This window comes from Umezawaea beigongshangensis, assembly GCF_016464305.1.
GTDB classification, from domain to species: Bacteria; Actinomycetota; Actinomycetes; order Mycobacteriales; family Pseudonocardiaceae; genus Umezawaea_A; species Umezawaea_A beigongshangensis.
The window spans coordinates 693,662-719,261 of record NZ_JAEIOJ010000003.1 but is presented as its reverse complement, the minus strand read 5'-3'; the positions used below and the strand labels follow the sequence as shown (position 1 = coordinate 719,261).

General features: G+C 71.5%; 25 protein-coding genes, 1 tRNA gene and 2 pseudogenes. 15 read left to right on the top strand and 13 right to left on the bottom strand.

What is annotated here, in order from left to right; genetic code table 11:
• Positions 1–191: 191 nt before the first annotated feature.
• Positions 192–518 (bottom strand): helix-turn-helix domain-containing protein, encoded by a 327-nt coding sequence (locus IMZ35_RS31720; RefSeq protein WP_199440959.1) that lies wholly within the window; start codon positions 516–518, stop codon positions 192–194.
• A 256-nt stretch (positions 519–774) separates the two neighbouring features.
• Between IMZ35_RS31720 and IMZ35_RS11585 the strand changes: the two genes are divergently transcribed.
• Positions 775–1,647 (top strand): IS5 family transposase, encoded by an 873-nt coding sequence (locus tag IMZ35_RS11585; RefSeq protein WP_229371721.1) that lies wholly within the window; start codon positions 775–777, stop codon positions 1,645–1,647.
• A 173-nt stretch (positions 1,648–1,820) separates the two neighbouring features.
• Positions 1,821–2,604: pseudogene (locus IMZ35_RS11580) on the top strand (transposase family protein).
• 195 nt (positions 2,605–2,799) lie between these two features.
• On the opposite strand, the gene IMZ35_RS11575 reads toward IMZ35_RS11580, so the two are convergent.
• From IMZ35_RS11575 to IMZ35_RS11565, 3 genes are read right to left on the bottom strand one after another with little or no spacing between them, the layout of a single operon-like run.
• Positions 2,800–3,369 (bottom strand): NADPH-dependent FMN reductase, encoded by a 570-nt coding sequence (locus IMZ35_RS11575; protein WP_199440957.1) that lies wholly within the window; start codon positions 3,367–3,369, stop codon positions 2,800–2,802.
• Between the two features lie 31 nt (positions 3,370–3,400).
• On the bottom strand, positions 3,401–4,153 hold the full coding sequence (locus tag IMZ35_RS11570; RefSeq protein ID WP_199440956.1) for an SDR family NAD(P)-dependent oxidoreductase: 753 nt from the start codon (positions 4,151–4,153) through the stop codon (positions 3,401–3,403).
• 32 nt (positions 4,154–4,185) lie between these two features.
• Positions 4,186–5,433, bottom strand: coding sequence for an amidohydrolase family protein (locus IMZ35_RS11565; RefSeq protein WP_199440955.1), 1,248 nt, complete (start codon positions 5,431–5,433; stop codon positions 4,186–4,188).
• Positions 5,434–5,605: 172 nt separating this feature from the next.
• Between IMZ35_RS11565 and IMZ35_RS11560 the strand changes: the two genes are divergently transcribed.
• Positions 5,606–6,328 carry a TetR/AcrR family transcriptional regulator gene (locus tag IMZ35_RS11560; RefSeq protein ID WP_307867945.1) on the top strand — a complete coding sequence of 241 codons (723 nt, stop codon included), beginning with the start codon at positions 5,606–5,608 and terminating at the stop codon, positions 6,326–6,328.
• Here the strand turns inward: IMZ35_RS11560 and IMZ35_RS32085 are convergent.
• Positions 6,239–6,988 carry a beta-keto acid cleavage family enzyme gene (locus IMZ35_RS32085; RefSeq protein WP_199440953.1) on the bottom strand — a complete coding sequence of 250 codons (750 nt, stop codon included), beginning with the start codon at positions 6,986–6,988 and terminating at the stop codon, positions 6,239–6,241. The genes IMZ35_RS11560 and IMZ35_RS32085 overlap by 90 nt on opposite strands.
• Before the next feature lie 321 nt (positions 6,989–7,309).
• A pseudogene (locus IMZ35_RS11550) lies at positions 7,310–8,042 on the bottom strand (transposase family protein); the annotation flags it as partial.
• 160 nt (positions 8,043–8,202) lie between these two features.
• Here IMZ35_RS11550 and IMZ35_RS11545 point away from each other — a divergent pair.
• Positions 8,203–8,279: transfer RNA gene (locus IMZ35_RS11545), tRNA-Leu, on the top strand.
• Between the two features lie 404 nt (positions 8,280–8,683).
• Here IMZ35_RS11545 and IMZ35_RS11540 read toward each other — a convergent pair.
• On the bottom strand, positions 8,684–9,340 hold the full coding sequence (locus tag IMZ35_RS11540; protein ID WP_199440952.1) for a TetR/AcrR family transcriptional regulator: 657 nt from the start codon (positions 9,338–9,340) through the stop codon (positions 8,684–8,686).
• 143 nt (positions 9,341–9,483) lie between these two features.
• Here IMZ35_RS11540 and IMZ35_RS11535 point away from each other — a divergent pair, with 143 nt between their 5' ends.
• The 3 genes from IMZ35_RS11535 to IMZ35_RS11525 are packed head-to-tail and all read left to right on the top strand — an operon-like array spanning position 9,484 to position 13,240.
• Positions 9,484–10,092: a (2Fe-2S)-binding protein gene (locus IMZ35_RS11535; protein WP_307867944.1), complete on the top strand. Its 609-nt coding sequence runs from the start codon at positions 9,484–9,486 to the stop codon at positions 10,090–10,092.
• Positions 10,089–11,072: an FAD binding domain-containing protein gene (locus tag IMZ35_RS11530; RefSeq protein ID WP_199440951.1), complete on the top strand. Its 984-nt coding sequence runs from the start codon at positions 10,089–10,091 to the stop codon at positions 11,070–11,072. The genes IMZ35_RS11535 and IMZ35_RS11530 overlap by 4 nt, the downstream gene beginning before the upstream one ends.
• The gene (locus IMZ35_RS11525) at positions 11,069–13,240 is read left to right on the top strand and encodes a xanthine dehydrogenase family protein molybdopterin-binding subunit (RefSeq protein ID WP_199440950.1); all 2,172 of its coding nucleotides are present in this window, start codon (positions 11,069–11,071) and stop codon (positions 13,238–13,240) included. The genes IMZ35_RS11530 and IMZ35_RS11525 overlap by 4 nt, the downstream gene beginning before the upstream one ends.
• Here IMZ35_RS11525 and IMZ35_RS32080 read toward each other — a convergent pair.
• Positions 13,222–14,103, bottom strand: coding sequence for an NAD(P)-binding protein (locus IMZ35_RS32080; protein ID WP_368857014.1), 882 nt, complete (start codon positions 14,101–14,103; stop codon positions 13,222–13,224). The genes IMZ35_RS11525 and IMZ35_RS32080 overlap by 19 nt on opposite strands.
• An 80-nt stretch (positions 14,104–14,183) precedes the next feature.
• Between IMZ35_RS32080 and IMZ35_RS11515 the strand changes: the two genes are divergently transcribed.
• Both IMZ35_RS11515 and IMZ35_RS11510 read left to right on the top strand, forming a co-directional pair.
• Positions 14,184–14,546: a hypothetical protein gene (locus IMZ35_RS11515; protein ID WP_199440948.1), complete on the top strand. Its 363-nt coding sequence runs from the start codon at positions 14,184–14,186 to the stop codon at positions 14,544–14,546.
• A gap of 116 nt (positions 14,547–14,662) precedes the next feature.
• Complete coding sequence (locus IMZ35_RS11510) at positions 14,663–15,502, top strand: spermidine synthase (protein WP_199440947.1); 840 nt, start codon at positions 14,663–14,665, stop codon at positions 15,500–15,502.
• A 283-nt stretch (positions 15,503–15,785) separates the two neighbouring features.
• On the opposite strand, the gene IMZ35_RS11505 is transcribed toward IMZ35_RS11510, so the two are convergent.
• On the bottom strand, positions 15,786–17,225 hold the full coding sequence (locus IMZ35_RS11505; protein ID WP_199440946.1) for an MFS transporter: 1,440 nt from the start codon (positions 17,223–17,225) through the stop codon (positions 15,786–15,788).
• A gap of 303 nt (positions 17,226–17,528) precedes the next feature.
• On the bottom strand, positions 17,529–18,116 hold the full coding sequence (locus IMZ35_RS11500) for a TetR/AcrR family transcriptional regulator (protein WP_199440945.1): 588 nt from the start codon (positions 18,114–18,116) through the stop codon (positions 17,529–17,531).
• Between the two features lie 93 nt (positions 18,117–18,209).
• On the opposite strand from IMZ35_RS11500, the gene IMZ35_RS11495 reads away from it, so the two are divergent.
• The 3 genes from IMZ35_RS11495 (at position 18,210) to IMZ35_RS11485 (ending at position 21,286) form a co-directional block, all read left to right on the top strand.
• The gene (locus IMZ35_RS11495) at positions 18,210–19,250 is read left to right on the top strand and encodes an NAD(P)-dependent alcohol dehydrogenase (RefSeq protein ID WP_199440944.1); all 1,041 of its coding nucleotides are present in this window, start codon (positions 18,210–18,212) and stop codon (positions 19,248–19,250) included.
• A 616-nt stretch (positions 19,251–19,866) separates the two neighbouring features.
• Positions 19,867–20,568, top strand: coding sequence for a DUF2306 domain-containing protein (locus IMZ35_RS11490; protein ID WP_199440943.1), 702 nt, complete (start codon positions 19,867–19,869; stop codon positions 20,566–20,568).
• Between the two features lie 52 nt (positions 20,569–20,620).
• Positions 20,621–21,286 (top strand): TetR/AcrR family transcriptional regulator, encoded by a 666-nt coding sequence (locus IMZ35_RS11485; protein WP_199440942.1) that lies wholly within the window; start codon positions 20,621–20,623, stop codon positions 21,284–21,286.
• 324 nt (positions 21,287–21,610) lie between these two features.
• On the opposite strand, the gene IMZ35_RS11480 is transcribed toward IMZ35_RS11485, so the two are convergent.
• The gene (locus tag IMZ35_RS11480; protein ID WP_199440941.1) at positions 21,611–21,982 is read right to left on the bottom strand and encodes a winged helix-turn-helix transcriptional regulator; all 372 of its coding nucleotides are present in this window, start codon (positions 21,980–21,982) and stop codon (positions 21,611–21,613) included.
• A 91-nt stretch (positions 21,983–22,073) separates the two neighbouring features.
• Here IMZ35_RS11480 and IMZ35_RS11475 point away from each other — a divergent pair, with 91 nt between their 5' ends.
• Together IMZ35_RS11475 and IMZ35_RS11470 are read left to right on the top strand one after the other, a co-directional pair.
• Positions 22,074–22,913, top strand: coding sequence for an SDR family oxidoreductase (locus tag IMZ35_RS11475; RefSeq protein WP_199440940.1), 840 nt, complete (start codon positions 22,074–22,076; stop codon positions 22,911–22,913).
• Between the two features lie 265 nt (positions 22,914–23,178).
• A complete protein-coding gene (locus tag IMZ35_RS11470) occupies positions 23,179–24,201 on the top strand; it encodes a YcxB family protein (protein WP_199440939.1) in 1,023 nt (340 codons plus the stop codon).
• Here IMZ35_RS11470 and IMZ35_RS11465 read toward each other — a convergent pair whose 3' ends face one another.
• Positions 24,202–24,450, bottom strand: coding sequence for a nuclear transport factor 2 family protein (locus IMZ35_RS11465; RefSeq protein ID WP_307867942.1), 249 nt, complete (start codon positions 24,448–24,450; stop codon positions 24,202–24,204).
• Positions 24,451–24,527: 77 nt separating this feature from the next.
• On the opposite strand from IMZ35_RS11465, the gene IMZ35_RS11460 reads away from it, so the two are divergent.
• Positions 24,528–24,683, top strand: coding sequence for a winged helix DNA-binding protein (locus IMZ35_RS11460; RefSeq protein WP_199440938.1), 156 nt, complete (start codon positions 24,528–24,530; stop codon positions 24,681–24,683).
• A gap of 6 nt (positions 24,684–24,689) precedes the next feature.
• On the opposite strand, the gene IMZ35_RS11455 is transcribed toward IMZ35_RS11460, so the two are convergent.
• Entirely contained in the window at positions 24,690–25,544 is an 855-nt protein-coding gene (locus IMZ35_RS11455) for a LysR family transcriptional regulator (protein WP_199440937.1), read from the bottom strand.
• Positions 25,545–25,600: the final 56 nt, after the last annotated feature.

Here is a 25,600-nt window from a genome sequence, read left to right as displayed (position 1 = left end):
TCGCCCCACTTCTTCGCCGCCGTCTCCGAGGAGAAGCCGGACCTGCTGCCCAGGGTCCCGTCGGGCTTGCGGTACCGGGACCGCCACCCGTTGGGACCGTCGTGGTCTTTCTCGCCGCACGCCGTGCGCGACTCACCTTTCCAAATCGACGACTGCGGTGACACAATTCAATGTGAATACCCGCACTCGCGTCATCGTGGTTGCGGTCGCTTTTTGTCCGAGTTCTTGGCGCGCTGGGTCAACTCGTGAATAGCGGCGATGTCGCTTCTGCTGAACCGGTAGTGCTTGCCGAAGCGGTGGTGCGGGACGCTGTCAGCGGCAGCCCGGTCCTGCAGGCTGCGGCAGGGGACCTGCAGCAGCTGCGCGGCCTGTTCCGTCGTCAGGAGCGCGTCGGGGTCCTGCGGCGCGCGCTGCAGCCACTGTCCCAGGAGGACGGTGACCTCGTGCAGCGCGGCGACCAGTTCGGCGACACCGACGACGCCCGCGATCTCGGCTGAGGGCTGCTCGACCGACTCCACGCACCCTCCACTGCATCACCGGTTGCACCTGCCATCCGAACGGCGAGCATTTCCACCACGGTAGACGCGACGATCCTGCAATCTGCAGATTGCTGTTGTGGGCAGAAGTACGTCGGTGACACCGAGGAGCTTTCTGAGTGCCCGTTTCCGAGCTTGGGCAGGTGAAGGGGCCTTTGGTGCGGAGACGGGGAACTCCTGGTAGATCGGACGGTGTCTATGCGCCGTTCCACCAGGAGTTCCGTTGTTATCGTGCCCGATGCCCGCGGGCGGTTCCACCGCGGGTGCGCCGTGCTGCCGTCTGGCCGCCTCCCACCAGCCCACCCGACGGACGAGTCGGTATCCCAGCGACGTCACCGACGCCCAGTGGGCCGAGTTGGACCCGCTGTTGCCCGATCCGGCGTGTCTGGCCGGTCAAGGCGGGCGGTGGGAGAAGCACTGCCGTCGGGTGATCGTGGACGCGATCCTGTACGTGGTCGACAACGGCATCAAGTGGCGGGCCCTGCCGGCGGACTTCTCGCCGTGGCCCACGGTCTACGAGCGTTTCGCCGCCTGGGAGAAGGTCGGCGCCACACAGCGGTTGCTCGACGAGCTGCGCGACCGGGTCAGGCTTGTGGGAGACCGGGTCGCGGCGCCGTCGGCGGTGATCATGGACTCGCAGTCGGTGCGCGCCGCCGAGACCGTCGGCCGCGCGACCCGCGGTTACGACGCGGGCAAGAAGATCCCCGGCCGCAAACGTCACATCGTCGTGGACACCACGGGACTGCTGTTGGCCGTGCTGGTGACCCCGGCGTCGACGCAGGACCGGGTCGCCGCCCGCAGCCTGCTGCGCCGCATGCGCGACGCCGCCGGCAGGCGAGCCTCGTCGGTGTGGGCCGACGGCGGCTACACCGGCCCCCTGCTCGACTGGGCCCGCGCCACTCTCGGCCTGGTGGTGGAGATCGTCCGACGTCCCGACCTGCCGTACTTCACCGTGCTGCCACGAAGGTGGGTGGTCGAGCGGACCTTGGCGTGGATCACCGGCCACCGCCGCTGCGTTCGCGACTACGAACGCCTACGCCACCACCACGAAGCCATGGTCCGCTGGTCCATGATCCGCATCACCAGCCGCCGACTCACCCAACCCCAGTAGCTCGAAAACAGCCACCAAGGCACGTCGTGGAGCACGCGTCGACAGCACTGAGCCTTTTTCGTCGTGACGGTGCGGGTCACGGCGCAGGCTGAGCAGTGCGGAGCGCGGTGGGCGAGGCTCCCGGTAGGACAGCGGTCGACCAAGATCCGACGCCCCGACCCGGGAGCCTCGCCGTGCTGTCTTCCCCCGCCGCGATTCCGCTGTCCGACCGCACCCTCGTCCGCCTGGCCGATCTCATCCGCGCGGAGCGGACGCGACGTCGGTCCCGGTGGCGGCGCCTGGATCCCGGTCGTCAGGCGCTGCTCGTACTTGCCCACCTGCGCAGGCGGCGACACCCACACCCGCCTCGCCGTCGGGTTCGACATCTCCTGCAGCACCGCCTGGCGCTACGTCCGCGAAGCGGCAGACCTTCTCGTCGCTCTGGCCGACGACCTCCGCACCGCAGGTGAACGCGCCGCCCGACTGGCCTGCGCGATCCTGGACGGCACCCTCGTCCCGATCGACCGCGTCACGAACCAGAAGCCGTGCTGCTCGGGCACGCACCGTCGCCACGGCGTCAACGTCCAGGTCCTCGCCGACCCGGCGGGTCGGCTGGTGCGGGCCTCGCCGGCCCTGCCCGGCTCCGTGCACGACCTGACCGCGGCCCGCACCCACGGCCTGCTCGACGCGCTGACCGCCCACGACGTCACCACCTTCGCCGACAAGGCGTGTCAAGGCGCGGGCGGCACGGCGCGCACCCCGTTCAAGCGCCACGCCGCACGTCCGCGGCTGTCACGAGGCCAGAAGGCGGTCAACCGGGCACACGCCCGCATCCGCGCACTCGGCGAACGCGCCGTGTCACTGCTCAAGGGCTGGAAAGCGCTGGTCAAGCTGCGCTGCTGTCCACGCCGGGCCACCGCGATCGTCGCGGCCGTCCTCGTCCCGCACCACATCGAGACCCGTCGCCAACCACGATGAAAAAGGTTCACTGGAGCTAGATTTCGGCGCGTCCGGCGCGCAAATAGTTCTCGTCACCGCGGTCATCTGCTTCCGGCTATTGAACGGGCTCGGCGACGCGCAGCGGCCAGGGACCCGGAGCAGACGTCGCGATCGACGTCTGCTCCGGGTCCCTGGCCGATTTCTGGAGAACGAGAGCGCGTACGGCTCGTGGGACTACTTCACAGCTCGTGCCGGTGCCAGCGCCGCGTTGAGGGCCTCCAGCTCGGCGAACATCGAAGTCGCCGCCGCGTCCATCTGCGTGTTGGCCACGAGTTCTCCGTTCGCGTCCAGCGCGCTGTGGACGAACGGGATGTGCACCGAGGTGCGGACCGTCACCATCTGCAGGGCACTGGTCACCTGCTGAAGCTGCTGGACCGCTCGCGTCCCGGCGGCGACACCACCGTAGGAGACGAAACCGAGAGGTTTGTGCCGCCATTCGTGACAGAGGTAGTCGAGTGCGTTCTTCAGCGGGGCCGGGTAACCGAAGTTGTACTCGGCCGTGACGAGCACGACGGCATCGGCGCTGTCGACGATCGAACTCCACTCGAGCGCGTGCGGCGTCGTGTAGTTGCGCAGCGCGGGGTGGTCGGGCTCGTCGAGGAACGGAAGCGCGAGCTCCGCCAGATCGACGAGCTGGACGTCGAAGCGCCCGTCCGTGACCGCCAGCTTCGAGAACCAGGTGGCCACCGGCAACCCGACCCGGCCCGGCCGCGTGCTGCCAATGATGATCAAGAGCTTGGGCATGGCTCCTCCAGGATCGAGAGTGCGGCTGCCATCACCACATGGTGAGGCCGCCGTCGACGTTGAGCGTCTGGCCGGTGATGAAGGCGGCGTCGTCGGACGCGAGGAAGAAGACCGAGCCGACGACGTCGTCCGGGACCTCGTCGCGGTGGAAGGAGCGCAGGTTGCGCTGCATCGCCAGCAGAGGCTCCGGCAGGACCGCGGCGGCCGCAGGGGTCACGACGAGCCCCGGGGTGACGAGGTTGACGGTGATCGGGTAGTCGTTGCCGAGCTCGCGGGCCAGGACTCGCGTCAGGCCCATGACACCGGCCTTCGAGGCGATGTAGTGCGCCTGCATCGGGACTCCGAAGAACATTCCGCCGGACCCGATGTTGATGATGCGCCCGCGCTCGCTCCGCTTGATCAGCGGGAGAAGCGCCTGGACGGTGTAGAAGGTGCCGCTGAGGTTGACCTCGACGACCCGGCGCCACTCCTCGCCCGAGATCTTCTCGAAGGGCGTCTGGGGGAAGTGCCCGGCGGCGTTGATCAGGACGTCGACGGTGCCCAGCCAATCCTGCGCCGCTTCCGCCAGGCCGGTCAGGCTCGCCTCGTCGGAGACGTCAGCGGGAAAGGTGTGCAGCGACGGGTTCGGGCCGTCGAGGTCCCAGCGGGTGCGCCACTCGTCGAGCGTCTCCTGGTGCAGGTCGCTGGCGAGAACGGTGTCACCGTTCCGCAGGAACCGGTCGGTGATCTCGGAGCTGATGCCGCCGGCGGCCCCGGTGATCACGACGTTGCGTGCGGTGGTCATGTCTGTTTCCCTCCGGTGGTGGGGTGGCCGCGTCACACGGTCGCCAGCGGCGTGGTCATCGCCCCTCGCCGCCAGACGGCCCGCGTCGCGAGGGTGTCGGAGATGGTGCTGGTGGGGTCGCCGTCCACCAGGAGCAGGTCGGCCCTGGCCCCTCGCCGGATCACGCCGCGATCGGCGAGCCCGAAGGCCCTGGCGGGGCTGGACGTCGCGGCGCGCAGTGCCGCGACGTTCGACAGTCCCGCCTCGACGAGGAGTTGCAGCTCGTGGTGCAGGCTCGCGCCCTGGGCCAGTCCGCCGTGCTTCTCCTCTGCGCGCGCCGCGTCGGTTCCGGCGATGATGCGCACGCCGGCGCGGTGGAGCGCGTTCACCGTCTGCCGCGAGAACCGGTAGTCCCCTTCGGGATAGGTGCTGAAGGAGCTGCGCAGCGCTCGCAGCCACTCCTCACTCAGGCGCGACGAGACGCGGCTGTCGGCCGCCAGGTCCTCGCCGGTCGTGCCCGTGATGGACCGGTTCAGCACCAGGCAGGGGATGACGAACACGCCGGCCCGTGCGATGGCGTCGACGATCTCGTCGGTCGGCGCACGGTCGAGGAAGAGGTGGGCGAGTCCGTCGACGCCGACCCGCAGCATCTCCACCGTCGCGTCGTGGGTGAGCGCGTGGCCGACGACGAGCTTGCCGTGGCCGTGGGCTTCCCGGACCGCGGCGGCGAACACGTCCTCGCTGAGCTCCGGCAGACCGGGCGCGTTCAGCACCGTGCCTTCCTCCGCCAGCAGTTTGATGAAGTCGGAACCCTCTCGCACCCGCTGGGCGATGAACGCCGGGAGCTCGTCGGGGTTCGCGAGGCCGGGCATGGGCGCCGCTTCGGGATGATGACCGCCGTCCGGCCCGATCAGCTTCTCCATCGGGACGAACAGCTCGTTCGGGTGCCCGCAGACGGCGGTGAGCGGGAGACCCGCCGACCTGATGTCGGCCAGCCGGTCGTCCTCGGCGATCCGGGCGCGGTCCTCCTGGCTGCGCGGAGCTCCGCCCATCTCCACGACGGTGGTCACGCCGAAGCTCACCGCCAGGGCGAGGCCGTCGTCGTCGGGGTGGACGTGGGCGTCGACGAGGCCCGGCAGGAGCGTCCCACCGGCACCGTCGACCACCGTCGCCTCCGCCGGCGGGCGACCGTGGCCGACGTCGGTGATCACACCGTCCGAGAACGTCACCGTGGAGGCGTCGACGACCGATTCACCGTCGAACACCTTCACGTTGCGGATGGCGTAGCTCCTGCTGGTCATGACGACGTGCCTCGACTTCCTGCCTGCGGCTTGGCGAACCAACTTGTATACGACCATACACATCATGTGTTTCGTTGTACACATCCCCGGCTTCGCGAGGCGCGGGCACGTCGCTCGTCCGGACCGCTCGCAACGGCGATCGCGCGCAGCACGCATGTAGACTCACGCAGTTGTGTCTGTCCATACACATACTTCGGGAGCAGCCACGAAAGCCACGGAGGACAAGCAACCGTCCCGGCCGCGGAACGCGGCCGGGACGCGGGAACAGCTTCTGAAGGCCGCAGCCGGGTTGTTCGCGCTGAACGGGTACGAGGCGACCACGGTGAGCCAGATCGCCAGGGCCGCCGGCTTTTCGCCGAACCTGGTGACCCGCTACTTCGGCGGCAAGGAGGGCTTGTTCCTCGCGGCGATGGAAACCCGGCTGAACCTGGACTCGACGTTGCCGGGTCCCGTCGACGGCCTCGGCTGGCGGCTGGCCGACCGGATCGTCGACCGCTGGGAGCGGCAGGGCGACGCCGACCCACTGCTGGCCCTGCTGCGCTCGGTCGCCTCCCGCCCGGCAGCACTGGGCGAGTTCCTCGAGAAGGAAGCGACCGCACCGCTGACCGAGGCGCTGGTGTCGTGGGGGTTCTCCGAGCACCAGGCGGTCGACACGGCGAACGCGATCCAGTCCTTCATCGTCGGAACCGTCGTGACCCGCAGGATGCTGCACACGGGTGCGGTCGCCGCCGCCACCGGCCCGCAACTGCGCGGCTGGCTGGCCGACGTCCTCCAGCGTCTCGTCGACGAGGGCGCGACGGCCGACTCACCTCGCCTCCCGCACCAGCAGCGGTCCAGCGCGGAAGCCGGTCACCAGCCCCCGACCGATCCGGCCCCCGAGGAGCCCTGTTCCTGACGGAGCGGCTTCCCGACGCGCCGGCGTCAGGCGACCTCGGTCAACCGGTGACGCCGAGTTCCCGCCGCGAACTCGCCCGAACCCGCGATCGTGAGATCGAGGTGGCGGGCGAGGGCGACGGTTCGCTCGACCAGCGGCAGGTTCCCGTCGGCGACGGACACCACGACGCAGGTGCAGGGCGTCCTGCAGCCCCGCCCCGGCGTTGCCGCCGAGAGCGAGCCCGATCGCCGTCAGTTCGAGAGTGCTCCGGCCGATCGCGATCACCTGCCAGATCGCGTCCGCGGGCAGCCGGCGCACCATCGTGAGCAGGTTGTCGGCCGTGGCCGCCATCCCGCCGCGCACGCCGAGGACGAGCGAGAACTGGAGACGCTCCGGCAGCAGGCCCTCGTCGCGCAGCCGCAGGCACGCCTCCAGACGACCCGTGTCGTAGACCTCCAGTTCCGGCAGGACGCCGAGGTCGCGCATCCTCGCGGCGAGCCGCCGCACGCCGTCGGGCGGGTTCAGGAACTGACCGGCGCCGAACGACGTCGAGCACGGGTTGAGCGTGGCCATCCGCGGCCGGAGTTCGACGAGCTCGGCCCGTTCCTCGAACAGCACGTCGAGACCGACTCCGGTCGAGAGCTGGACGAGGATCGGGCACCGCTCTGCGATCAGCTCCATCACACGGCGCCCGATGCCGAGATCGGCGGTCGTCCGCCGTCGTGGCGACGGGTCCGGTGGGTGCGACGGTGATGGCGACAGGCATGACAGGAACTCCGGAGCTCAGGAGGAGTGCGTTCGCGGGGCGGCCTGTTCCGAGGAACCACCGGGCCTGAGCGGATGGAAGTAGCTGGTCTCCATCAGCTCATTGGCCGCGAGCCCCTCCGGCGTCAGCCTGATCGTGCCGCCGCTCTTCAAGAGCCGAGCCAGGTAACCGTCTTCGACGTCCTCCGAAGGAGCCCAGGGCGCGACGGCCTTGGGAATCCAGAACCCGAGCTCCGGGACGATCGCGGTGGCCCTGCGTGGACAGCAGCGCAGCTTGACCAGCGCTTTCCAGCCCTTGAGCAGTGACACGGCGCGTTCGCCGAGTGCGCGGATGCGGGCGTGTGCCCGGTTGACCGCCTTCTGGCCTCGTGACAGCCGCGGACGTGCGGCGTGGCGCTTGAACGGGGTGCGCGCCGTGCCGCCCGCGCCTTGACACGCCTTGTCGGCGAAGGTGGTGACGTCGTGGGCGGTCAGCGCGTCGAGCAGGCCGTGGGTGCGGGCCGCGGTCAGGTCGTGCACGGAGCCGGGCAGGGCCGGCGAGGCCCGCACCAGCCGACCCGCCGGGTCGGCGAGGACCTGGACGTTGACGCCGTGGCGACGGTGTCTGCCCGAGCAGCACGGCTTCTGGTTCGTGACGCGGTCGATCGGGACGAGGGTGCCGTCCAGGATCGCGCAGGCCAGTCGGGCGGCGCGTTCACCTGCGGTGCGGAGGTCGTCGGCCAGAGCGACGAGAAGGTCTGCCGCTTCGCGGACGTAGCGCCAGGCGGTGCTGCAGGAGATGTCGAACCCGACGGCGAGGCGGGTGTGGGTGTCGCCGCCTGCGCAGGTGGGCAAGTACGAGCAGCGCCTGACGACCGGGATCCAGGCGCCGCCACCGGGACCGACGTCGCGTCCGCTCCGCGCGGATGAGATCGGCCAGGCGGACGAGGGTGCGGTCGGACAGCGGAATCGCGGCGGGGGAAGACAGCACGGCGAGGCTCCCGGGTCGGGGCGTCGGATCTTGGTCGACCGCTGTCCTACCGGGAGCCTCGCCCACCGCGCTCCGCACTGCTCAGCCTGCGCCGTGACCCGCACCGTCACGACGAAAAAGGCTCAACGAGTCGCAATGGACGCTCCTGAGCTGCGGCGACGGCGAAACCGCAGCTCAGGGCGTTGCCCTCACTTCCCTGACACGGAAGGGGTCACTGGTTCAATCCCAGTATCGCCCACAAGTGAAAAAGCACAGCAGAACGGCCCGCTCCTCCAGGAGCGGGTCGTTCTGCTGTGCTTCACGATCGGTGGGGCGATGGTCGGGTGACGGGGCCCGCCGGGGTCGCGATCCGGAGCGGGTGGAGCGCCGGGCGCAGGTGCGGTGATGTCCTTCACCCTCTGCCCGAGGCGGTCGCGGCGGGCGACCTCCGGGATGCCGTTCTCGGTCATCCGGGTGGCGTGGTTGTGGCGACCCCGCGCCACTCCAAAGCGTGGAAAGTCGGTGCACGATTCCACCCCCGGGGAAAGTTCTCCGGACTCGACTGCCGCTCGGCAGAGGCCGACCACGACACAGATGTCGGCCGATTGCAGTGGAGACAGGTCTCTCGCCGCGCCGCCGAGTCAAGGTCGTCCACGGACGACCTACTGGTCCAAACGGACCAGCAACTCCGTCAGGAGCAGGCGCTCGCCCGCCGACAGCGGGAGATCGGACTGGACGCTCAGCGTTGCGCGCAGGGCTCTGACCTGGATCGCCAACGCGTTCTCGCGATCGCGGGGACTCCCCGGCTCCTCGACGACCGCGGCGAAGACGGCATCGCGAACTCGGTGCGACAAGCCTTCGTGGGCGGGGTCGTCCTGGGCGGACAGCAGAATCAGAGTGGTGCCGACGCAGGCCGCGTGGATGGTGAGCACGGCTTCTCGCGGCGTCATCCGCAGTCGGCCTTGCTCGGCGAGCCGGACGAGTATCCCGTGCAGGACCTGCAACCCCTCCTGCGCGGCGGCACGAGTGCCGCGTCCGGTGTTGGCGTACATGAGTTCGTAGAACGCCGGGTGCGCCAGACCGAAGCCGACGTGGCTGTCCCAGCCCACCCGCAGGTCGACGAGCGGGTCCTCCGACGGGCCGTGACGGCGCTTCTCGGCCAGGTACCGCTCGAAGCCCGTGGCCGCGACAGCTTCGAGCAGGCCCTGCTTGTCACCGAAGTGGTGGTAGAGCGTGGGGGCCGTGATGCCCGCGGCCCGGCACACGTCGCGCACGGAGATCGCCGAAGCGCCGACCTCGCCGAGCAGGGTGGTGGCCACTTCGAGGACGTGCGCGCGCGTGGAACTTGACATGTAACGAGGTTACACGGATTGGTTGCCATCGTTATGGCATGCCTGTATAAACATAAACCGTTACCCGAGTTCCTATACCTCCGTTACATCCGCCGAGTCGAGGAGGAGCCGTGCCGAACCCGCCCCACCACGCGAACACCCACACGCGCAGAACGGTGCTGAAGTCCACGACGGTGGCCGCCGCGAGCACCGCGCTCCTGCCGGACGCGGCCTCCGGTGCCGCGTCGCCGGCAGCCGCGAACCCCGGAGACGTCGTGCGCGTCACCCTGTCGGTCAACGGACGCAGTCGAGTCGTCGACGTCGAGCCGCGGGTCACCCTGCTCGACGCGCTGCGCGAGCGGTTGGGACTGACGGGCACGAAGAAGGGCTGCGACCGCGGGGAGTGCGGCGCGTGCACGGTCCTGGTCGACGGCGAGCGCATCAAGTCCTGCCTGACGCTGGCCGTGATGCGCCGGGGATCCGAGATCACCACCGTGGAGGGGCTGGCGGACGGGGACCGCTTGCACCCGGTGCAGGCAGCGTTCATCCGGCACGACGCGTTCCAGTGCGGAGGGTGCACGTCGGGCCAGATCATGTCCGCGGTCGCGTGCGTCCGGGAAGGTCACACCGGGTCGGAGGCGGAGATCCGCGAGTGGATGAGCGGCAACCTCTGCCGCTGCGCCTGCTACCAGAACATCGTGGCAGCGGTGGCCGACGCGGCTCGCGAGGTGCGGAGGTGAAGGCCTTCGGCTACACCCAGGCCCGCGACGCGGCCGACGCCGTGAGCCTGGCGCACCGGACACCAGGGGCCGGGTTCATCGCGGGCGGCACCGACCTGCTGAACCTGATGAAGGACGGGGTCCAGCGCCACGACCACCTGATCGACGTCAACCGGCTCGACCTGGCCGCGGTGACCGGGACCGCGACGGGCCTGCACATCGGCGGGCTGGCCCGGATGCGGCAGGTGGCCGAGCACCCCGCGGTCCGCAAGGGCTTCCCCGTGCTGGCACAAGCGCTGCTGGCGTCGGCGTCGCCGCAGGTGCGCAACATGGCGACGATCGGCGGGAACCTGCTGCAACGCACGCGGTGCGGCTACTTCCGGGACACGGCATCCGCGTGCAACAAGCGAGCGCCCGGCAGCGGCTGCCCCGCGCTGGCTGGGTGGAACCGCGGACACGCCGTGCTGGGTGGCAGCGAGCACTGCATCGCCACCCACCCCTCCGACTTGGCGGTGGCGTTGACGGCGCTCGACGCGACGGTGCACGTGCTGGGACCTGGTGGCCCGCGGCGAATCCCGATCGGGGAGTTCCACCTCCGCCCGGGGGACACGCCGAACGTCGACACGGCTCTGCGGCCCGCGGAGCTGATCACCGCGGTCGAGGTGCCGAACAGCCGGACCGCAACGGGGTCGCGCTACCTCAAACTGCGAGACCGGGCCACGTTCGAGTTCGCGGTCGTGTCGGCCGCCGCCGCTCTGCACCTCGACGGCCGCACGGTCCGCGACGTGCGGCTGGCGTTCGGCGGGATCGCCACCACTCCGTGGCGATCCCCCGACGCCGAGGCCGCACTGCGCGGTCGCAGCCTGACGGTGGAGACGATCTCAGAGGCTGGGCGGGCGCTGGTGCGCGACGCGGTGCCGCGCCACGACAACGGGTTCAAGGTCGAACTGGTGCAGCGCGCACTGGCCGAACTGCTGAACGGGATGGGAGGTCGGCGGTGAACGGTCTGGTCGGACGCCCGGTCGAACGGGTCGAGGGGCACGCCAAGGTCACGGGCACCGCGCGCTACCCGGCGGACGACCCGGTGCCCGGTGCTCTGCACGGGTTCCTCGTCACCAGCACGGTGGCGAGGGGCGAGGTGACCGACATCGACACGTCTGCCGCGCTGGGCCACCCCGGCGTGGTCGCGGTGTACACCCACCGCGAGATGCCGCGCCTGACGGTACCGCCGTTCCCCTACCCCAAGGGGTTCATCCCCTTGCAGGGCACCGCGATCCACCACGCGGGCCAGCCGGTGGCGATCGTGCTGGCCGAGACGCTGGAGCAGGCGCAGGAGGCCGCGTCCCTGGTACAGGTGCGCTACCGCTCCGAACCTCCCAGGGCCGTGATCGACGACGCGGGCCAGCAGCCGTACCTGCCGCCACCGTTCCGCGACCGGCCCAACGAGTTCACCCGCGGCGACGCGTCGAGGGCGCTGGCGCAGGCGGAGGTCCGCGTGGAGGCGCACTACTCCAGTCCCACTCGCCACCACAACCCGATCGAACCGCACGCCACCACGGCGCACTGGGACGGCGACCGGCTGACTCTGCACGAGACCACGCAGGGCGTCAACGTCACCCGAGGCGTCGTGGCCACCGCGTTCGGGCTGCCTGCTGACCGCATCCGGGTGCTGGCCCCCTACCTGGGTGGCGGCTTCGGGGCGAAAGGACCGGTCTGGCCACACACCATCGTCAACGCCGCGGCCGCGCGCCTCGCCCGGCGTCCGGTCCGGCTGGTGCTCAGCCGCGCCCAGATGTTCACCCTGACCGGTCACCGAGCGGAGTTCCGCCAGCACCTGAAGATCGGCGCCACCCGCGAGGGCAGGTTGACGGCCATCGTCGAGACGACGACGGCACAGCTGACCACCACCGAGGAGTCGATCTTCAACGAGAGCGACTCCACCAGCACGCTCTACACGTGCCCGAACGTCCACATCAGACAGGAGGGCGTGCGCCTGGACATCGCCACCTCCAGCTACATGCGCTCCCCCGAGACCACCGCGCACTTCGGCCTGGAAACCGCCCTGGACGAACTGAGCTGGGTCCTGGGCGTGGACCCGCTGGAGCTGCGGCGGCGCAACCACACCGACATCGACCAGGAGACCGGTCTGCGGATCGCCAGCAAGCACCTGCTCGACTGCTACACCACGGCCGCTGACGCCTTCGGCTGGTCGCGGAGGAACCCCGCGCCCGGCGCGACCAGGGACGGCGACGAGTACATCGGGTGGGGCATGGCCACCGAGGCGCACACCTTCTCCGCCATTCCGGCCACCGCCTCGGTCACCATCGGCCTCGACGGCAAGGCCGTCCTGCGCATCGCCACCCAGGACATCGGCACCGGCACCCGCACGATCATCTGCCAGATCGGCGCTGACGCCCTGGGCGTGCCGATCACCGACGTCCACGCCGTCATCGGCGATTCGGCGCTGCCCAACGCGAGCCTGTCGGCCGCCTCGGCGACGATCGCCAGCATCAGCGGGCCGGTGGACCGAGCCGCCCGCACAGCCAGGGACACCGTCGTGGGGCTCGCCGTAGCCGACCGGCGTTCTCCGCTGTTCGGCGTCCCGGTGAGCGACGTCGAGACGAGGCACGGGCACCTGATCCACACCCGCGACCAAGCACGCCGGGACACCTACCGGGCGGTGGTGAGCAGGGCGGGCAAGCCCGTGGAGACGACGGGCAGCGTGCCCAACGTGCCCGGCCACTCCTACGGCGTGGTGTTCGCCGAGGTGCGGGTGCACGCCCGGCTGGGCGCTGTACGCGTCACGCGGGTCGTCACCGCCCACGACATGGGACGGGTGATGAACCGCCGCACCGCACGCGGGCAGGTTCTCGGCGGCGTGACCTGGGGCATCGGGCACGCGCTGATGGAACACACCGTCTACGACCGCGCCACGGCCAGGGTGGTCAACCCGAACCTCTCGACCTACCTCGTGCCCGTGTGCGCGGACGTGCCCAGCGTGGAGACGCTGTTCGTCGACCGCCCGGACCCGTCCAGCACCGCTCTGGGAGCACGCGGCTTCGGGGAGACCCCGATCACCGGAGTGCCCGCCGCCATCGGCAACGCGGTCTACCACGCCACCGGTCGACGGGTGCGCGACCTCCCCATCACTCAGGACAAGCTGTTGTAGACCTGTCTCTTCGGCTCGGCGGGCCGGGGGCACCCGCCTCGTGAGCCGCCGGTCCGGTCGTCCGCGCGAGGTGCGCCACGGCGCTCGACGGGTGACCGGACCGGCAGGCTCCGGACGTGGGGACCTCGCGGAACGCGGCCGGGCGTCCGGCCGCGTTCGGTGACGAGATGGTTCTGATCCACAACCGGTTGCGGGCGGACACGGCCGCGCGACCTCCGGAGCACTGCCCGTCCTTCTGCTCCGCGCCGCACCAGCACCACTCCGGAGAGGACGTCGGAGCCTTCCCGCTGCTGGACGAGGAGTTCCCGGAGCTGCGGCCGATCGTCGTCGTGCTGCGGGAGGACCACGTCCTGCTCAGCGGGTTGCTGCGCGACTTCCGGACCGTGCTCGACGGCCTCCCGGTGGGGGGCGACGAACCACGGGTCGACCCGCCCGGCGGACGAGCACGTCGCAGTTGCCGGCACTCGTCGTGCCGTGCACGGGTCAACTGGTGGTCGTCCTCGACCAGAACGCCGTCGACCAGAACGCCGTCGACGTCGCGCTGCCGACGGTGCGGCAGACCCTCGGTTCTTCATCGGCGAGCACGGTGGTCCACACCCCGGCGATGCTCCGGCGGTCCCGACCCCGGGCGCCCGTTCACGGACGAGGACACCGAACCCGGCTCTTCGCAGTGCCGGTCCGGTGGTCAGGCCGGTGATCCCGGCTCCGATCACGATCGTTCGCACCAGTGCCCGCCCCACCCAGAAAGAACGAAGGACAGCATTCGGCAGCAGTGGTTCGCAACAGCTCCCGCGGTAGTGCTGGAATGAATTCTGAACGCGAGTTCGGACAGTGCTCGAATGATGTGCTTGACCGTTCAACATCTGAGCGGTAGCTTTCCGGGACGAATCACCGATTCATCTCGGAAAGGGAAAACATGCGACTGAGGTCCGTTGCCCTCGCCGTGGCCGCCGCAGGTTTGCTGGTCACCGCCCCCACCGCGTCGGCGGCGATGTCCGAGACGTCGGGCGAGGCGTGGCCGCCCGGGAACTGCCCGCAGGACAACTTCTGCATCTGGCCCAACTGGGCCCACCCGGAGCCCGCGCCCGTGGAGACCCCGTCCCTGGTGACCAACCGCGAGTGGTCCGGCAGCGTCCCGGCGCTGACCTACTACAACCACACGCCCCGCAGCGTCGACCTGGAGTACTCCTACACCTGGCCCGACGGGTCGACCTCGTCCTACCAGAACTGCTTCGACCCCGGCGGCAACATCTTCTACCTCCCGGTGACCGTGACGAAGCTGAGCTGGCACGACGGCCCGTGCTAGCAGCCGGGTCCTGAGCGCTGCCACGAGACGAACGGGAGGTGTTCGGGCTCCGTCCGCACGGGCGGACTCCGGGCACCTCGCTCGGCGCGCGGCACGCCGAGACCTATGATGGCGGCGTGGAATCGCGCGAGGCCGTGGAACGTCCGGTGAGGTTCGGCACGGCCCGGCTGGCGCCGGCCCCGCACCACCCGACGGCCCTGCTGCTCACGGTCGACGGCACTCTCCAGTCCTGTGTGGACGTGGAGGATCCGGCGAGGCTGCACATGCCCTACTCCCAGTGGATCGCTCGCGTGCTGGACCTGCACCACCCCGCCGGTGAGCCGGTGTCGGCCCTGCACGTCGGCGGAGGCGGGTTCACGATCCCCAGGTACGTGGCCGCGACCCGCCCCGGTTCACCCCAGACGGTGTACGAACTGGACGGCCCGCTGGTCGACCTCGTGCGCTCCCACCTGGCCCTGGACTCGGTCGCCGACCTGCGGGTGCACGTCGAGGACGGCGAGTCGGGGGTCGGGCGCGCTCCGAACGCCAGCGCCGACGTGGTGGTGGTCGACGTCTTCCAGGCGGACACGATGATGGTCCACCTGGCGGCCGTGGAGTTCCTGTGCGAGATCGCCAGGGTCCTGCGTCCCGGCGGCCTGCACCTGAGCAACATGTGGTCCGCGGCGGACGTGACGCTGGTGCTGCGCGCCGTGGCCTCCCTCGGCGAGGTGTTCCCGCACGTCGTGCTGCTCACCGAAGCGGGCCCGATGCTGGGCAAGCGGCCGGGCAACGTGGTCCTGGCGGCCTCCGACCGCGAGCTGCCGCACCAGGCCCTCACCACGTGGGCGGAGTCCAGCGGCAGCAGCGTGTTCTGCCTCTTGGCCGCGGAACTGGCGGCCCTGCACGGCACGGCGCCCGCGCTGACCGCCGAGCACCCGGCGGGCGACGTCGCCCTCGTGCCGCGCCGTCCCCGGTGAACGACCCCGACCGGGTTCCCGCTGCCGGCGCGGCGCGGCCGAGGCGCTCCACCCGCGCCTGAGGGCCGGTCTCCCCGCGACAGGACCCCGCCAGGTCCGGGCGTCGCCCGCCCCCGCCGCGGCCACCTCGGCTTGGGCGCGGGCCCCACTCCTGCATCGGCGCACCGCCGCCCGCCAGGAGATCGCCACCGGCCTGGAGCGGCCGTTCACCCGGTTTCCCGACCTGCGCCTCGGCGAGGTGGCCGCACAGCGGCACGACACACCCCGCCGGGGCGCGGCGGGCTCACCCGGCGTGGACGAACTCCTCGCCCGGCGCTCGATCGGACGACGGCGGCGCGCGGTGCCCCCGCAGCATCGTCGCGGCGACGAGGGCGGCGAGCAGCAGCACGACGGCGGTGGCGAGGAAGACCGCCGCGTAGCCGTCGGTCAACGCGCGCAGCGGCGGGCCGTCCGAGTTCTCCACGGTCGCGATGTAGAGGGTGGTGAAAACGGACAGGGCGATGCAGCCGCCGATCTGCATGGCCGAGTTGACCAGGGCCGAGGCCGCTCCCGCGTCGTGCGGGGCGATGCCGCTGAGGGCGACGTTCTGGAGCGGGACGAGGACGAACGCGATGCCGATCCCGGCGGCGACGAGCCCCGGCAGCACCTGGGTCCAGTAGCCGCCCTCCGGGGTGATGCGCGTCAGGTGGAGCATTCCGGCCGCGGCGATCAGCGGACCGGTCGTCATCAGCACGCGCGCGCCGAGCTTCGGGAACAGCCTGGCCGCGACGGGCGCGGTGGCCGTGGTCGCCAGCGTCATGCCCAGGGCGGCCAGCCCGGCCAGCAGCGGGCTCAGGTGCAGCACGATCTGCAGGTGGAACGCCAGGTAGAGGGTCATGCCGATGAAGACGGCGCCGATGATCGCCTGGATGAGGAACGCTCCGGCGCGAACGCGGTCGCGGACCACGCGCAGCGGCAGCAGCGGCTGGGCCACGCGGGACTCGACCAGGACGAACAGGGCCAGCAGCACCAGCCCCAGGACGAGGAACACGAGCGTGTCCGGGGAGCCCCAGCCGGCTTCGGCGAGGGTGAACCCGTAGACCAGGCTGCCCAGGCCGAAGGTGACGGTGACGGCGCCCGCGACGTCGTAGCGGTTGTCGCCGTCGGCCCTGCTCTCGGAGACGAACAGCAGCGCGCCGACCACGCCGACGACCACGAAGACGACGTTGACCAGCAGGCACCACCGCCAGCCCGCGAACTGGGTGAGCACGCCTCCCAGGGCGAGCCCGACCGCGGCGCCCGTTCCGGCGACGGTGCCGAACACGGCGAAGGCGGTGCCGCGATCGCGGCCCGACGGGAAGGTGACGGTCAGCAGGGCGAGCGCGGCGGGCGCGAGCAGGGCGGCGAACACGCCCTGCAGGCCGCGGGCGAGGATCAGCTCGGTGCCGCTGTGCGCGAGCCCGCCCCACACGGAAGCGGCGCCGAAGCCGAGCATCCCGACCAGGTAGCTGCGCCTGCGGCCCCAGTAGTCGGCGATCCGGCCACCGAGCAGCAGCAGTGCCCCGAACGCCAGGACGTAGGCGGTGATGACCCACTGGCGCTGGGCGTCGGTCATCCCCAGGTCCTCCTGGGCCTGCGGGAGGGCGACGTTGACGATCGTCGCGTCCAGCACGACCACCAGCTGGGTCAGGGACAGCACCGCCAGCGCCCACCAGCGCCGGGAATCGGGAGGAGAAGAGGGCAAGGGTGTGGACACGAGGAAAGCTCCGGCTTTGCGAAAGGAACGCTGGAGGTTTCGAGCCCCGGATCAGCCCGCAGCGGGCCAGACCACCTCGGCCACGTGGCCGAGCAGGCTTGCACCCTACAACGACGTCGACGGAGTCGCGCCGCGCTCGACGGGCCCGGTGACGACGGTCACGACCTGGTGGCGCGTGATCCCCGGCGCGAGAAACAGGCCCGGATCGCGGCCGTCCGGGATCGACGCCCGGCACCGGGGAGGTGATCTGGTCCGGTGTGGACGGTTCCGTCCACACCGGACCGGGCGCCGTCAGGCGGGCGACACGGCGCGGCGCACGCTGTCGCGCAGCAGTTCCCGGCGGCGGTCGTGGACGTCGGCGGGCTCGTCGGCGGTGGCCGCGTAGACGTTGCTGACCGGCGACCAGGCCATCGACATGGCGATGACCAGGGCCATCAGGTCGAACGGGTCACCGGCGCGGATCAGGCCCGCCGCCTGCGCCTCGGCGATGGCGCGCAGCTTGGCGTCGTCCAGCCGGTCGGCGTTCTCGACCAGGTGGCCGGTGGGTCGTCGTTCCAGACGGGCCCAGGTGGCGAGCCGGATGAGGTCGGGGCGCTGGAGGTACTCGTCGTACAGGCGCACGGCCCAGTCCGCCAGATCACCGGCGTCGATGGGGACGACGTTGACGATCCGCTCCAGGGAAGCGAAGAAGATCGCGTCGAACAGCCTCTCCTTGCTGCCGAAGTAGGCGTAGAGCTGAGCCTTGTTGGTGCGCGCCGCGGCGACGACCCGTTCGATGCGGGCTCCGGCGATGCCGTGCTCGGCGAACTCGCGGGTGGCCACGTCGACGATGCGCTTGCGCGTGGCCTCACCTCGGGCGGTCAACTGCTGGTCGGGCATGGCACCCACTCTACAGACAGAACAGTTGGTTTGCTTTTCCTGCGGCACTGTCCTACCTTCGAACAGACCGAACAGTCTGTTTGAAGGAGTGTCATGAGGAACAGCACCGGCTGGCAGGCGCACGGCCCGCGCGAGTTTCACCGGGTGTCGATCCCCCGGCGCGACCTCCGCCGCGACGACGTCGCGGTGCGCGTGGACTTCTGCGGCGTCTGCCACACCGACCTGCACGCCGTCCGCGAGCACCGCGGCGAGGACGGGCCGCTGCTCGTGCCGGGTCACGAGTTCACCGGCGTGGTGACGGAGACCGGTCCCGACGTGACCCGCTTCCGCGTCGGCGATCCCGTCGCCGTGGGCAACATCGTGGACTCCTGCGGCGAGTGCGCCCTGTGCGCGGCGGGTCAGGAGAACTTCTGCCGAGAGTTCCCGACGCTGACCTACGGCGGCACCGACCGCCACGACGGGTCTCCGACGCTGGGCGCCTTCTCCCGCGAGTACGTCGTCCGCGACCGGTTCGCCCACCCCCTGCCCGCCGGACTGGACCCGGCCGCGGCGGCGCCCCTGATGTGCGCCGGGGTCACCGTGTGGGAGCCGCTGCGGGCTCTCGGCGTGGGGCCGGGCACCCGCGTCGCGGTGAGCGGACTGGGCGGCCTGGGCCACCTGGCGGTCAAGTTCGCCGCGGCACTGGGCGCCGAGGTCGCGGTGATCAGCCGGTCGCCGGACCGCGCGGCCGAGGCGGCCGAACTCGGTGCCCACGACCTGGTCGTCTCCGGCGATCCCGACCAGATGGCCGCGGCTCGCGACCGGTTCGACGTCCTGATCGACACCATCCCCGTCCCGCACGACCTCGGCCCCTACCTCCGACTGGTCGCGGTGGACGGCACGCTCAGCCACCTCGGTCACCTCGGTCCCGTGACCGTCGAGACGCTCGACCTGCTCATCGGCCGCAAGAAGCTCAGCTCCGCGGGCAGCGGGGGCCTTCCCGCCACCGCCGCGATGCTCGACTTCTGCGCCGCTCACGGCATCACCGCCGACGTCGAGGTCCTCCCGTCGGCCGACGCGGCCCTCGCCCTGGACCGCCTGGAGCGGGGCGACGTCCGGCACCGCTTCGTCCTCGACCTGTCCGACCTGTCCTGACGGTGCGACGCCCGCGGAGAGCGGCCGGGCCACCGGTTCCGCCGCGTTCCGCGGGTGAGCCGCCGCAGCAGGTGCTCGGCGGGGCGGGGCGCGGCGGGCAGCAACCCGGCCAGTCCGCACACGGCGAGGACGTCGCCGGAGAACAGCAGCAGGGCGTGCGCGAAGCCGGATGGGAACGGCAGTGCCAGCGGTAGGAACCGCACCGGATCGCCGAGCACCGCGGACCACGCCGAACTCCACGTCACCTCTCGACTCCCCGGAGCCCCGGCACCTCCGGCACACGGAGGGGCGGAACGGAGGGGTTCCCGGTGCACCCGGCACCGGTCGGCGTCGGAGGTCGGCGTTGGAGGTCGGCTCGCTTGACAGCCGCGCTCCGGCACGGGCAAACTCACACTGTCCAGATCGCGTGCGCACGCTGATGCCTCGACCGCGCCGCCGACGAGTGCGCGCGTTCCCCGGAGAAGCACGTCTCGCTCCTCAGCTCCGCTCTCCTCCTGCTGCCGTTCTTCTCCGCACACCTCGTGAAAGCAGGTTCGTCGCGATGACCGCGCTGACTTCCTCGCCACCCCCGTCCCGGACACGGCCACGACGCGGCTCACGCGGCAGCTGGACCGCGGTGACGCTGACATCGCTGGCGATCTCCGGGTACTTCGTCGGCCAGTACGCGACCGGCAGCCTCGACGCGCTCGCCGAACAGGAGGTCGGCCTCGCGGGCGGCTACGCGGACCGGCCGTTCTTCGTCCAGATCGCCTTCTACGTCCACATCGTCTCGGCGGGCGTCGCCCTGGCCGTGGGGCCGTTCCAGTTCGCCAGGACGATCCGCCGCCGCTACCGGGCCGTGCACCGCTGGATCGGCCGCACCTACGCCGTGTCCATCGCGTTCGCCTCGGTCTCGGGCCTGGTGATGGCCGCTTTCAGCACCGCCGCGTTCGTCGGGTTCTTCGGCTTCGGAACGCTGGCCGTGCTCTGGGGCTGGACCACGTGGCGCGGCTATCGCGCCGCGCGGGAACGCGACTTCGCCAGTCACCAGGCGTGGATGATCCGCAGTTTCGCCCTCACCTTCGCCGCCCCCACGCTGCGGTTGTGGCTGGGGGTTCTCATCCTCTTCCAGCTGGCGATCGGCGTCGGCGGTCCCGACCCGGAGGTCGACCAGTTGATGGGCGACGCCTACGCCGCCGTTCCCTTCCTGTGCTGGCTGCCGAACATCGTCGTCGCGGAGATCATGATCCGGCGCCGCGACCTTCCCGGCCTCCGGTTCTCCCCGTCTCCCGCACCGCGCGGGACGGCACGGGCCGACGCCGTGCCCGTCGAGGTGTGACCGGCGCGCGGGCCACCCCGGCCCCCCGACCCCCGCGTGCCAGGATCTCCCCATGGAACAGCGACGCAAGCGCGCCACCTATCACCACGGTGACCTGCGGGCTGCTCTCGTCGACGCGGGCGTGGAGCTGGCCCGCACAGGTGGCCCGCACGCCGTCGTCCTGCGGGAGGTCACCCGGATCGTCGGGGTCGCGCCGAACTCCGCGTACGGCCACTTCACGACGCTGGCCACGTTGAAGCGAGCCGTGTCCCAGAAGGCTCTCCGCGCGATGGCCGCCGCGATGATCGCCCAGCTCGCCGAGTTCCGGGAACCCGCCGACCCCGTGGAGGCGGCGAAGGCCCACCTGTGCGAGGTCGGCCGCGCCTACGTGCGGTTCGCGCTGGACGAACCGGGCCTCTTCGCCACGGCCATGGCGGGCGATCCCGTCGGTGTGAAGGCGCCCGGTTTCGTCGAGGACACGACGGACCCCGGCTACGAGGACCGGCCCAAGCCCGACTCGGTGCTCCTGGAGGCGCTCGCCCGCCTGACCGCGGTGGGGTGCCTGGCACCGGAGAGGACCGCTGACGCGGTGATGGCCAGCTGGGCGACGGTCCACGGTCTGGCCACCCTCCTGCCCAACCTCCAGCCCCAACCGTCGCAGGACGAGCGGGACGCCACCGTCGACTCCGCCCTGCACGTGCTGGTCGTGGGGCTCACGACGCCGGACCGGGAGTCGTAGCGTCACACCGGCTCCGGTGATCCGGAGGCCGTCCGGCCAGGTCGTGAGCAGGATCTGGTGCGGGCGCCGCCCTCCCACGTCGCCGCGTTCACCAGGGCGGGCGTGCCGTCCGAGGTCGCGGCCCGCACGATCGCGAAGGCCGTGACGGACCGCAGGCCCCGCACCCGCTGCACCACCGGCGCGCCTCCCGCGTCCTGCCCGGCCGGGTGTGCTCGACCGGCTGACGGTCTCCGACCTGCGCAAGCACCACCCGGCGGCGCGGCACGCCTGACAGGTGCCGTCCCGGGTGCAGTCCTACCGGGTGCCGTCCTACTGGGTGTCGTCCTACTGGGTGCCGCTGGGCGACAGCCGCCGCGTGATCCGGTCGAACAGCTCCGTCAGCGGCTCGCCGATCTCCCGCCCGAACTCGGTCAGCCCGTAGGTGACCTGTGGCGGCGTCGTCGGCTCGACCTTCCGCCAGAGCAGGCCGTCGTGGACCAGTGCGCGCAGGGTCTGGGCGAGCATCTTCTCGCTGACGCCCCGGATGCTCCGGCGCAGCTCGAAGAACCGGAGGTCTCCGTTTCGCAGGGCGATCAGCACCCAGACGCCCCACCTGCTGGTCACGTGGTCGACCACGTCGCGCGCGAGGCAGTCGGTGTGAAACACCTCATACGACGCGTCCGCCTCGGCCGGGGTGAACTGCGCGCCTTCTGCCACGTGCTGAGCTTACCCGGAGGTACGTCCTTACCAGGAGTTAGCCCGCCTCCTAGCGTTCTCTCCACAGAGGACGTCGAACGAGGAGCAGATCATGATCGTGGTGACCGGAGCTACCGGGAACGTGGGCCGGCCGTTGACGCGGGCACTGGCCGAGGCGGGCGAGCAGGTGACAGCGGTGTCGCGGAACGCGGCGGCAGCACGGGACGGCGTCCGCCACGTGAGCGCCGACCTGAACGAGCCCGCCGGCCTGGACCCCGTGCTGGAGGGGGCGAAGGCGCTGTTCCTCCTGCTGCCCGGCGACCTGCACGCCGCCGGGGCCGACCCGGCCGGCGTCGTCCGCCGGGCCGCCGCCAGCGGGGTCCGCCGGATCGTCCTGCTCTCCTCGCTGGGCGTGGTGACCAGGCCCCACGGCGCGACGCGGATCGCGCTGCGCGGCGTGGAGGACGTCCTGCGGGAGTCCGGTGTGGACTGGACGGTCCTGCGGCCGGGCGGCTTCGCCTCCAACGCCCTGTGGTGGGCCGAGTCCGTCCGCGCGCAGCGGGTCGTGGCCGCGCCCTTCGGCGACGTCGGCGTGCCGATCCTCGACCCGGCCGACATCGCCGACGTGGCGGCGGCGTGCCTGCTGGACGACCGGCACAGCGGCGGCGTCTACGAGCTGACCGGCCCGGAGGTGATCACTCCGCGCCAGCAGACGCAGGCCATCGCCGCCGCGCTGGGTTCACCGGTGCGGTTCCGGGAACTCACCCGCGAGGAGGCCAAGGCGGGCATGTCCCTGGCCATGCCGGCGGAACTCGCCGACGACACCCTGGACATCCTCGGTTCCCCGAACCCGGCCGAGCTGCGCGTCAGCCCGGACGTCCAGCGGGTCCTGGGCCGCACTCCGCGCACCTTCGCGGACTGGGCCGCGCGCAACGTCGCCGCGTTCCGCTGAGACCTGTCACCGGGTCGGGTGAGGTCGTGGTCGCCGGACGGCGGGCAGGACAGCGTCGGCCGGGTGCCGAAGTCCGCGGCGGTGCAGTCGGCGCACTCGTCGTTCACCGGGTTGCTCTCCGTGCGCGAACTGGGTCGCCGGAACTGTCCGTTCACGCACGGTGACCACCGATCGGACTTCACAACGACGCGATCTCGACGTGCCGGTGAACGCGGCCCGAGGTGCGACGATCCGCTCCCACCTCCGAGAACGGGAGCAGTCCGCCGTGCACATCGAGTTCACCGGCCGCGTCGACGTCGCCGAACAGCTGCGGGGGCTCGCCGCCGCCCACCACAGATCGCGAGCGGTGGTGTTCGCCGTGTGCGCGGCGGCGCTGGTCGGCGGAGCCGCCCTGCTGACCACCGCGTTCGCCGACGTCGGCTCGTCGCTGATCGTCTGCGCGGTGATCGTCGTCTACCAGCTGACCCTCGGACAGCGCCGGGCGATCCGCAAGGTGGCACACCGCGTGTGCGTGCCCGCGAGGTTCGTCCTGACCGACGACGTCTACCGCTTCGAGTCCGAGACGGACCGGTACGAGCTGCGCTGGGACGCGCTGCACCGGATCGTCGAGACGCCGGAGTTCTTCCTGCTGTTCCAGAACTCCCAGCAGGTGACCGTGCTGCCCGGACGCCTGCTCACCGACGAGCAGGCCGCCGAGCTGAGCGCCGTGCTCGCCCCGCACCGCGAGCGGGGGAAGGTGCTGCCGCAGGCGGGCGCGCTCCCGCCGCCACCGGAGGGCGCGACGCCCGAACGGCTGGAGTTCGCCGGTCAGGTCCGCGTCGACGAGTACGTCAGGGGCATGGGCTTCGCGTTCCGCGGCAGGGACGTGCTCCTGCGGGTGCTCGCCGCGGTGTCGCTGGTCCTGGGCGTGCTCTACCTGCTGTCGGGGGAGATCTGGGCGGGGGCCACCTGCGTCGGCGCGGCGCTCTTCCTGATCTGGAACACGACCGCCGGCCGTCGCCGGGCGGTGCGCAAGGCCGCGGAGAGGCTGTGCGTGCCGACCCGGTGGACCGTCACGGACGAGGGCATCTCCGCGGTCACGGCCACCGAGCGGTACGCGGTCCGCTGGACGGCGTTCCACCGGCTGCGGGAGACCGCGGAGTTCTTCCTGCTGCACCAGAGCCCCACCGTCGTGCTCGTGCTGCCGAAGCGGCTGCTCGCCGCGGAGCAGGCGGCCGAGCTGAGCGCGCTGCTGACGATGAGCACCACGAACTCGGGGAAGCCGGTGCTCGCCACGCCGCGCTCGTGATCAGTCCTCGCGGGTCCAGGCGAGCACGATCCACGCCTCGCGGCACCGCCAGCCCGCGGGCGTCCGCACCGCGGTGTGGGCCAGGCGCAGGCCGCTGGAGCGGTGGGGCGGCTGGCCGTCGCGGTAGAAGCGCACGAACTGGTTCGCCGACACCTCCGCGCTGTCACCGTCGAGGTCCACCAGCACGTCGGTGTTCGAGTGCCGGGTGCGCTCCCCCTCGACCCCGCTCCGGCGCAGCAGGTCGACCACCTCGCCCGCGCCGTGCAGCTCCCCGGCCTTCGGCGAGTGGACCGTGACGTCGTCCGGACGACCGCAGGCGCAACACCGTGACCCTCACCGGCGCCGGGAACCGGCAGCTGCGACGGTTGGACCGGGCGCTCGACGGCGTGCAGGACGAACTGCTCGAACCGCTGTCGGCCCACGACCGGCAGGCGCTCGTCCGCCTGCTCACCCGGTTGCTCGCGCACCACGCGCCGGGCTGAGGGTCCTCAGCCCTCCGGTCGGTGAGCGGCCACGACGAGCCGGACGAACGAGCGGACCAGCGGACTCGGACCGGTGCCCGCCCACGCCACGACGACGTCGCTGGGCGGCACGTCCACCAGCGGAACCGCCGTGAGGCCGTGGGGCAGCGGGTGCGCGAGCGGGGCCATCCCCACCGAGCCGTTCCACAGGACTGCCTGGAGGCACTCGTGGACCGTGCGCACGACCGGGCCGTCGCGGTCGTGGACGTTCCAGTACGCCCGCCAGACCGGATCGGTGCCCTCGGGCAACCGGAACCACGGGCGGTCGGCCAGCTCGCCCGTGCGCAGGCGGTCCCGACCGGCGAGGGGGTCGTCGGCGCGCAGGACCACGCCCACCGGGTCGCTGCGCAGCACGTGGGTGGTGATGCCGGTGTCGTCGAACGGTGACCTGGTCAGGGCGACGTCGACCAGACCGGCGCGCAGGCCGGCGGTCGGATCGGTGAAGTCGGCCTCCCGGACGCGCACGCGCGTGCCGGGGTGCTGCTCGCGGTAGGCGGCGGCCAGCCGGGCGCCGGTCTGCTCCGAGCTGTCGCCGAGCGTGCCGATCGTGATGGTGGACGCGCCGGCGGCGTCGGCCACCCGCGTGCGCAGCCGGTCGGCCGACGCGAGCAGGGTGCGCGCCTCGGCGTGCAGCGCCGCCCCGGCCGGGGTGAGGGCCACCCCGGCGGGTGAGCGGTGCAGCAGCACGTGACCGAGATCGGTCTCCAGCTGCTTGATCGCCCTGCTCAGCGGCGGCTGGGTCATGTGCAGGCGCGCGGCGGCCCGGCCGAAGTGCAGCTCCTCGGCGACCGCCACGAAGTACCGCAGCTCGCGCAGGTCCATCAGCTGCGACGATACGCGGCCGGTATCGGCGGCACCGCACCGGACTTGGACACCGC

Bases quoted from the DNA above. Each gene is read 5' to 3' on its own strand.
- IMZ35_RS11585 (WP_229371721.1), top strand. From the start codon at position 775: ATGCCCGCGGGCGGTTCCACCGCGGGTGCGCCGTGCTGCCGTCTGGCC.
- IMZ35_RS11575 (WP_199440957.1), bottom strand. From the start codon at position 3,369: ATGCCCAAGCTCTTGATCATCATTGGCAGCACGCGGCCGGGCCGGGTC.
- IMZ35_RS11570 (WP_199440956.1), bottom strand. From the start codon at position 4,153: ATGACCACCGCACGCAACGTCGTGATCACCGGGGCCGCCGGCGGCATC.
- IMZ35_RS11565 (WP_199440955.1), bottom strand. From the start codon at position 5,433: ATGACCAGCAGGAGCTACGCCATCCGCAACGTGAAGGTGTTCGACGGT.
- IMZ35_RS32085 (WP_199440953.1), bottom strand. From the start codon at position 6,988: ATGGAGCTGATCGCAGAGCGGTGCCCGATCCTCGTCCAGCTCTCGACC.
- IMZ35_RS32080 (WP_368857014.1), bottom strand. From the start codon at position 14,103: ATGTTGAACGGTCAAGCACATCATTCGAGCACTGTCCGAACTCGCGTT.
- IMZ35_RS11500 (WP_199440945.1), bottom strand. From the start codon at position 18,116: ATGCCCGACCAGCAGTTGACCGCCCGAGGTGAGGCCACGCGCAAGCGC.
- IMZ35_RS11495 (WP_199440944.1), top strand. From the start codon at position 18,210: ATGAGGAACAGCACCGGCTGGCAGGCGCACGGCCCGCGCGAGTTTCAC.
- IMZ35_RS11485 (WP_199440942.1), top strand. From the start codon at position 20,621: ATGGAACAGCGACGCAAGCGCGCCACCTATCACCACGGTGACCTGCGG.
- IMZ35_RS11475 (WP_199440940.1), top strand. From the start codon at position 22,074: ATGATCGTGGTGACCGGAGCTACCGGGAACGTGGGCCGGCCGTTGACG.
- IMZ35_RS11455 (WP_199440937.1), bottom strand. From the start codon at position 25,544: ATGGACCTGCGCGAGCTGCGGTACTTCGTGGCGGTCGCCGAGGAGCTG.